1 protein-coding gene is annotated in these 1,092 nt (G+C 65.8%); it reads right to left on the reverse strand.

Annotation, left to right across the window (positions count from 1 at the left end):
* Positions 1 to 1,092: Ig-like domain-containing protein (locus H7H48_RS20060; RefSeq protein WP_229450913.1), on the reverse strand; the 1,092-nt coding region annotated here is incomplete at both ends.

Genomic DNA, 1,092 nt, shown 5'->3' on the forward strand with positions numbered 1-1,092 from the left:
TCGGCCATGGCCTCGGGGACGTCATCGACGATCTTCACCGACAGGACATCATTGGCGCTCTGGCCGTCCTGATCGGTCAGCACAACCGCAAAGTCCTCGAACAGGTCGTTCTCGCCCGCGCCCGTGCCATGCGTCTCGTTGTCGACAAGCGTGTAGCTGTAGCTCACAACGCCCGTGCCGGCGTCATAGCCCGTCACATTGAGCGTGTTGCCGAGGCCGGTTGTCACCGAACCCGCCGTGAACACGCCATTGGTGATGAAGCTCTGACCGCCGATCGTCAGCGACGCAATGCCATCGGGCGAGCTGATCGTGAACGTGCCCGACTGTGTCGTGCTATCGCTGCCGTCCGAACCGGCCGGCTTGCCGCCGCCGCGGCCCGCCGCAAGGTCATCCTCGTCAACCACCACATCGCCACCATCCGCCTTTGGCGTCAGGTTGCCGATCTCGGGCGGCGCATTGCCGATGTCGATCGTCAGCGTCGTGTGCGTCAGGTCGCCGTCGCCATCCTTCAGCGTGTAGGTGAACACATCCGACACGCCGCCGGCCGTGCCGGCATCGCGGGTGTAGCTGTAGGAGCCGTCCGCGTTCAGCGTCAGCTTGCCATAGGTGCCCTGGATCACCGCGCCGACCGTGGCAGGGTTCCCCGATGTCGCATCATCCAGATCCGCACCCGTGTTCCCGGCGGCAACGCCAACGACAGACGCATCGTCCGCACCGACCGTGTCGGCACCGCCATCGCCCTCAGCATCCGTGATCACATTGCCCGTCGCCGGGTCGAACTGGCCCGCACCGATGCTGTCCGTATCGGCAACCGCAACCGGCGCATCGTCGATGATCGCGATGGCGATCGTGCCAGACTGGCTGTCGCCATCCGCATCCGTCACCGTCACGCCGAACGACACGCCGTCCGGATCGGCGAGCGTGTTGTCCGTCAGCGTGTAGGTGTAGCTGATCGAGCCCTGACCCGTCACCGCATTGTAGCTGTAGCCCGTCACCACCAGCGTGCCCGTCGCATCGCTCGACACCGTCTGCGGGAACGGATCGCCAAGGGCGAGCGCCGTGCCGGCAACGCTGACCGACTGGACGCCATCC

This window comes from Nitratireductor sp. B36 (assembly GCF_020833685.1).
In the GTDB taxonomy this organism is placed as follows: domain Bacteria; phylum Pseudomonadota; class Alphaproteobacteria; order Rhizobiales; family Rhizobiaceae; genus Nitratireductor.